This window comes from Bacillus sp. TE8-1 (assembly GCF_008368855.1).
GTDB classification, from domain to species: Bacteria; Bacillota; Bacilli; order Bacillales; family Bacillaceae_G; genus Bacillus_A; species Bacillus_A cereus.
This window is the reverse complement of record NZ_QPET01000039.1, coordinates 1-6,315: the sequence shown is the minus strand read 5'-3', so window position 1 is coordinate 6,315 and position 6,315 is coordinate 1. Positions and strand designations below refer to the sequence as shown.

Sequence of the window (6,315 nt, the reverse complement as noted above, 5' to 3'; positions counted from 1 at the left end):
TTTAGCACTTTGTTGCTTATCCTGAGAAGAATCTTTTTGCTCGTTATTTTTACCTTTATTATGTTTCATACTTCTAGTCTGTTCTTTGTTATCATCCTCTTCATTGTTAGAATGCTGCTCCTGATTATCTGTTTCGTTTGCTTCTAGTTTATTTGATTTTTTTTTCTTACGTAGCCAATTCCAAATCATGTGTATGCCCTCTTTAATCTTGTAATATAGTGCTATTTTGTGGCTAATTTTGTATATTATTCATTTATTTATGAAAAGAAGAAGGAGATTAGTTTGCATAGAAAAAAATCTTTAGTAAGCAGTTCATACTATAACGGGGAGAGGAAGAGTCTGTGCAAATTGTAAAAAAGGAGAAGTTTGTTTTAAAAGAGTTTACGTTTGAAAATGGCAGGGAAATTCCTGTTCAAATGGGATACGAGACATATGGCACTTTAAATAGAGAAAGGTCAAATGTGATTTTGGTTTGTCATTATTTTAGTGCAACAAGTCATGCGGCAGGAAAATATACAGTGCATGATGAGGAGTCTGGTTGGTGGGATGGGCTCATTGGAGCTGGAAAAGCAATTGATACAAATAAGTATTTTGTTATATGTACAGATAATCTTTGTAATGTGCAGGTGAGAAATCCATATGTGATTACAACAGGACCGAAATCGATTAATCCAGAAACTGGAGAAGAATATGCTATGGATTTTCCGGTTTTTACATTTCTTGATGTAGCTCGTATGCAATATGAGTTAATAAAAGGTATGGGAATTTCAAGGTTACACGCTGTAATTGGACCGTCGGCAGGGGGAATGATTGCACAACAATGGGCGGTTCACTATCCACATATGGTAGAGCGGATGATTGGCGTTATTACGAACCCACAAAATCCAATTATTACGTCAGTAAATGTAGCGCAAAATGCGATTGAAGCAATTCAACTGGATCCAAGTTGGAAAGATGGAAAATATGGAGAAGAGCAGCCGATAAAGGGGCTTCATTTAGCAAATAGAATGATGTTTATGAACGCGTTTGATGAGTATTTTTATGAAATGGCATTTCCTCGTAACAGTATAGAGGTAGAACCTTATGAAAAGTTTTCTACACTAACATCATTTGAAAAAGAAATAAATAAAGCGACATATACAAGTATAGAGTTAGTAGATGCAAATTCATGGATGTATACTGCAAAGGCAGTTTTATTGCATGATATTGCACATGGGTTTTCTTCACTAGAAGAATCTCTTTCTAACATAGAAGCGAATGTACTTATGATTCCATGTAAACAAGATTTGCTTCAGCCGTCTCGTTACAACTATAAAATGGTAGATATTTTGCAAAAACAAGGGAAGTATGCGGAAGTGTATGAGATAGAAAGTATAAATGGGCATATGGCGGGAGCATTTGATATTCATTTATTTGAAAAGAAAGTTTATGAATTTTTAAATCGGAAAGTATCTAGTTTTGTTTAGAAGACAAATGATGGGGAAAAGGTGCAATGTTTGTAGTAGGCACCTTTTTTCACATGATTTGTAGACGGAAAATATATGTGGCAATTGCTATACCGAAGAATGCGATACTAAGCAATAGAAATAAGAATGACATTTCTTGGGGTGATTTTATTTTTTTAGTATTTTTCATACTAAGAGTAATAATTGCAGCGATTAAGAAAATGATGCCCATTATGAAAAGGGAAAGTGTCATTTTCATTGGCTCCTTTCATAAGACAAGTATATTGAGGATACAATGCAAGAGTTATGTTTGTAAAGAATAAGTTTTGCGAGAAAATTGAGAAATAGTTTTTCGATTCTTTGCGTTCTTTCTTTTGCGTGCTAAAATTGGTAGAGAATGTTTGTGAAAAAGAAACTAAAGGTTTTATTGTATATAAGGAGGAACTACATATGACAGAAGTTAAAACAATTACTACAGAAGAGGTACAAGAGCGTTTAGAAAATGGAGAAACGTTATTTCTAGTAGACGTAAGAGAAGATGAAGAAGTAGCGGCAGGAAAGATTCCAGAAGCTGTACATATTAAAATGGGCGATATCCCACATAAAGTAGATTTCTTTAATAAAGAGAATGAATATATCTTTATTTGTCGTTCAGGAATGCGCAGTGAAAATGTATGTCATTATTTAAATGAGCAAGGGTTTAAAACAGTGAACATGGTTGGCGGTATGCTTCAATATGAAGGTGAAACGAAATAGTTAATAGTTAAAAACTTGAAACGAGTCTGTTTCAAGTTTTTTTCTTTTGCATACAGTATAAAAAAGGAGGAGGGGGAAATGGGAATTAATTTGCGTAAAGTGAAAATTATTAATAATACAGGCGCTGTTAATGTCGGTGACTGTTATGATATCTCGCCTTTAGCTGTGGCAAAAGTATATGCAGGTGCTGGAGGATCGAGTGCGGCTATTTTTTTAAATGGAAAAAGGCAGCCAGAAGCGGTGATTAGAACATCGGTATTTCTTCCGCCTTTGGCAACTAGTACACGTACGTTAGGTTCATAAAGGAAAGGTAGAGTGTAATTATGCCTGCGCATATAAAAGAATTTGTTATTGTTAATAATACTGGAAATATATTTACCGGTGATAATTTGAGTGATACTTCATTTACTGCTTCGAAATCATATAGTGGTTCGATGGGATGCACTTGGATTGATGTTGTTACAGTAATAGGGACGGAGACAAAGCTTTGTTTACAACCAGGAGATTCTGTCACAACAACATATACAAGAGGCACTCCTGCTGGTACTGTAACAGGAACAAATATGGGGCAAAGTGTAAATGCATCGGGTATAGCACAAGCTGTCCCTAATACAGATAATATGGATTCAATTGCAGGACTCCCTTAAGGCATTAAGGGAGTTTTTATTATTTAAAATAAAAATAGTCTTGGAAATTATTTTTGTAAATAGATTAAGAAGAGGCTTATTTATTATGAAAAAGACGGTTTGTAGGTGGTGAAAGTGTGAAGAATCGTGATAATAATCGGAAGCAAAATTCGTTAAGCTCTAATTTTAGAATTCCACCCGAACTTATTGGGCCTACTTTCCCCCCTGTTCCAACTGGATTTACAGGTATAGGGATTACTGGTCCAACTGGTCCACAAGGCCCAACAGGACCTCAAGGACCAAGAGGATTACAAGGTCCGATGGGGGAGATGGGCCCGACAGGACCTCAAGGTGTGCAAGGGATACAAGGATCAGTTGGGCCAATAGGTGCAACTGGACCAGAAGGACAGCAGGGGCCACAAGGATTGAGAGGACCACAAGGAGAAACTGGAGCGACAGGACCTCAAGGTGTGCAAGGGTTACAAGGTCCGATTGGTCCAACGGGAGCGACTGGGGCACAAGGTATACAGGGGATACAGGGATTACAGGGGCCAATTGGAGCGACGGGACCTGAGGGACCTCAAGGAATTCAAGGCGTCCAAGGGTTACCGGGTGCAACTGGTCCACAAGGAATACAAGGAGCACAAGGGATACAAGGAACACAAGGACCGAGTGGAAATACAGGTGCAACCGGAGCGACTGGAGCAACTGGTCAAGGAATAACAGGACCGACTGGAATAACAGGTCCAACTGGAATAACTGGACCATCTGGAGGACCTCCTGGTCCGACAGGGCCAACTGGTGCGACAGGTCCGGGTGGCGGACCGAGTGGAAGTACAGGTGCGACTGGAGCAACGGGGAGTACTGGGGCTACAGGAAGTACAGGGGTAACAGGAGCAACGGGAACTACAGGTCCGACTGGAAGTACGGGAGCACAGGGCTTGCAAGGAATACAAGGAATTCAAGGGCCAATTGGCCCAACAGGTTCAGAAGGACCGCAGGGGATTCAAGGTATTCCTGGTCCGACGGGAGTAACTGGTGAACAAGGAATTCAAGGAGTTCAAGGTATTCAAGGGATAACGGGAGCAACAGGAGATCAAGGTCCGCAAGGGATACAGGGGGCTATAGGTCCTCAAGGGGCCACAGGAGCAACAGGAGATCAAGGTCCACAAGGAATACAAGGAGTACCAGGGCCATCAGGAGCAACAGGACCACAAGGAGTTCAAGGGATACAAGGTCCAATGGGCGATATAGGACCAACAGGTCCAGAAGGCCCAGAGGGACTTCAGGGCCCGCAAGGAATACAAGGAGTACCGGGGCCAGCTGGAGCAACGGGTCCAGAGGGGCCACAGGGGATACAAGGAATTCAAGGACCGGTAGGAGCAACAGGCTCACAAGGTCCCCAAGGAATTCAGGGAATTCAAGGTGTGCAAGGGATAACGGGAGCAACAGGAGTACAAGGAGCAACTGGAATTCAAGGTATACAAGGAGAAATAGGAGCAACGGGTCCAGAGGGTCCCCAAGGAGTGCAAGGTGCTCAAGGGGCGATTGGTCCAACAGGTCCAATGGGCGCACAAGGAGTGCAAGGAATACAAGGGATTCAAGGCCCAACAGGTGCACAAGGAGTGCAAGGTGCTCAAGGAATACAAGGAATTCAAGGTCCGACGGGTGCAACAGGAGATACGGGAGCAACTGGGGCGACAGGAGAAGGCACTACAGGCCCAACAGGAGTAACTGGTCCGACAGGGGTAACAGGACCATCTGGAGGACCAGCAGGACCGACCGGCCCAACGGGGCCATCAGGTCCGGCGGGAGTGACTGGTCCATCGGGTGGACCACCTGGCCCGACAGGAGCAACTGGGGCGACAGGAGTAACAGGGGATACCGGGGCGACGGGCTCAACTGGAGTGACAGGAGCGACAGGAGAAACGGGAGCAACCGGAGTGACGGGTTTACAAGGTCCGCAAGGAATCCAAGGTGTGCAGGGAGAGATAGGTCCGACGGGTCCCCAAGGTGTTCAAGGTCCCCAAGGAATTCAAGGAGTAACGGGGGCCACTGGAGATCAAGGTCCGCAAGGGATTCAAGGCCCACAAGGCGACATAGGTCCAACAGGCCCACAAGGAATTCAAGGCCCACAAGGTTCTCAAGGAATCCAAGGAGCGACAGGGGGAACAGGAGCACAAGGCCCACAGGGAATCCAAGGTCCGCAAGGTGACATAGGTCCGACTGGGCCACAAGGTCCAACTGGAATCCAAGGGATACAAGGAGAGATAGGTCCAACAGGTCCAGAAGGCCCAGAGGGACTTCAGGGCCCGCAAGGAATACAAGGTGTGCCAGGGCCAGTTGGAGCAACGGGTCCTGAGGGTCCTCAAGGGATACAAGGCATTCAAGGAGTGCAAGGAGCAACCGGCCCACAAGGTCCACAAGGAATACAGGGAATACAAGGTGTGCAAGGGATAACGGGAGCAACTGGAGCACAAGGAGCAACTGGAATTCAAGGGATACAAGGGGAAATAGGAGCAACCGGTCCAGAGGGGCCCCAAGGAGTGCAAGGAATACAAGGGGCGATTGGTCCAACAGGTCCGATGGGCGCACAAGGAGTGCAGGGAATACAAGGGATTCAAGGAGCAACAGGTGCACAAGGAGTGCAAGGACCACAAGGAATTCAAGGAGTGCAAGGTCCGACGGGAGCAACAGGAGATACGGGGGCAACCGGAGCGACGGGAGAAGGAACTACCGGTCCAACAGGAGTAACCGGTCCAACAGGGGTGACTGGCCCGTCAGGAGGCCCAGCAGGACCGACCGGCCCAACGGGGCCATCAGGTCCGGCAGGAGTGACAGGTCCATCAGGTGGACCACCTGGCCCGACAGGAGCAACAGGTGCGACAGGAGTAACAGGAGATACCGGGGCGACAGGCTCAACTGGAGTGACAGGAGCAACAGGAGCAACAGGAGCAACGGGAGCAACCGGAGTGACGGGTTTACAGGGTCCACAAGGAATCCAAGGTGTTCAAGGAGAGATAGGTCCAACCGGTCCACAGGGTATTCAAGGTCCACAAGGAATACAAGGAGTAACGGGGGCAACCGGAGCACAAGGTCCCCAAGGAATTCAAGGCCCACAAGGCGACATAGGTCCAACCGGCCCACAAGGAATTCAAGGTCCACAAGGTCCTCAAGGAATCCAAGGAACGACGGGGGCAACCGGAGCACAAGGCCCACAGGGAATCCAAGGTCCGCAAGGTGACATAGGTCCGACCGGCCCACAAGGCCCACAAGGAATTCAAGGCCCGCAAGGAATTCAAGGTCCAACGGGAGCTACAGGAGCAACGGGAGCTACAGGTCCACAAGGGATTCAAGGTCCACAAGGAATTCAAGGCCCGCAAGGAATTCAAGGTCCAACGGGAGCTACAGGAGCAACCGGAGCGACAGGTCCACAAGGAATTCAAGGTCCACAAGGAATTCAAGGCCCGCAAGGAACTCAAGGCCCA

7 protein-coding genes are annotated in these 6,315 nt (G+C 46.1%); 5 read left to right on the top strand and 2 right to left on the bottom strand.

Features of this window, described 5'->3' with window-relative positions; all coding sequences use genetic code 11:
• Window positions 1–189, bottom strand: a 189-nt coding sequence (locus DN404_RS28460; RefSeq protein WP_149215753.1) for a hypothetical protein, incomplete at its 3' end; no start/stop codon positions are given.
• 152 nt (window positions 190–341) lie between these two features.
• Here DN404_RS28460 and DN404_RS28455 point away from each other — a divergent pair.
• The gene (locus DN404_RS28455) at window positions 342–1,466 is read left to right on the top strand and encodes a homoserine O-acetyltransferase family protein (RefSeq protein ID WP_006924874.1); all 1,125 of its coding nucleotides are present in this window, start codon (window positions 342–344) and stop codon (window positions 1,464–1,466) included.
• A gap of 49 nt (window positions 1,467–1,515) precedes the next feature.
• On the opposite strand, the gene DN404_RS28450 is transcribed toward DN404_RS28455, so the two are convergent.
• A complete protein-coding gene (locus DN404_RS28450) occupies window positions 1,516–1,698 on the bottom strand; it encodes a hypothetical protein (RefSeq protein ID WP_000175905.1) in 183 nt (60 codons plus the stop codon).
• 197 nt (window positions 1,699–1,895) lie between these two features.
• On the opposite strand from DN404_RS28450, the gene DN404_RS28445 reads away from it, so the two are divergent.
• The 4 genes from DN404_RS28445 to DN404_RS28430 all read left to right on the top strand — a co-directional run.
• The gene (locus tag DN404_RS28445) at window positions 1,896–2,201 is read left to right on the top strand and encodes a rhodanese-like domain-containing protein (protein WP_000141207.1); all 306 of its coding nucleotides are present in this window, start codon (window positions 1,896–1,898) and stop codon (window positions 2,199–2,201) included.
• A gap of 78 nt (window positions 2,202–2,279) precedes the next feature.
• Entirely contained in the window at window positions 2,280–2,504 is a 225-nt protein-coding gene (locus DN404_RS28440) for a spore germination protein (protein ID WP_000512463.1), read from the top strand.
• Between the two features lie 20 nt (window positions 2,505–2,524).
• Entirely contained in the window at window positions 2,525–2,848 is a 324-nt protein-coding gene (locus tag DN404_RS28435) for a hypothetical protein (RefSeq protein WP_001110852.1), read from the top strand.
• A gap of 116 nt (window positions 2,849–2,964) precedes the next feature.
• The coding region (locus DN404_RS28430; protein ID WP_149215752.1) for a BclA-related collagen-like exosporium protein at window positions 2,965–6,315 on the top strand (3,351 nt) is incomplete at its 3' end.

Bases quoted from the DNA above. Each gene is read 5' to 3' on its own strand.
- DN404_RS28450 (WP_000175905.1), bottom strand. From the start codon at position 1,698: ATGACACTTTCCCTTTTCATAATGGGCATCATTTTCTTAATCGCTGCA.
- DN404_RS28445 (WP_000141207.1), top strand. From the start codon at position 1,896: ATGACAGAAGTTAAAACAATTACTACAGAAGAGGTACAAGAGCGTTTA.
- DN404_RS28440 (WP_000512463.1), top strand. From the start codon at position 2,280: ATGGGAATTAATTTGCGTAAAGTGAAAATTATTAATAATACAGGCGCT.
- DN404_RS28435 (WP_001110852.1), top strand. From the start codon at position 2,525: ATGCCTGCGCATATAAAAGAATTTGTTATTGTTAATAATACTGGAAAT.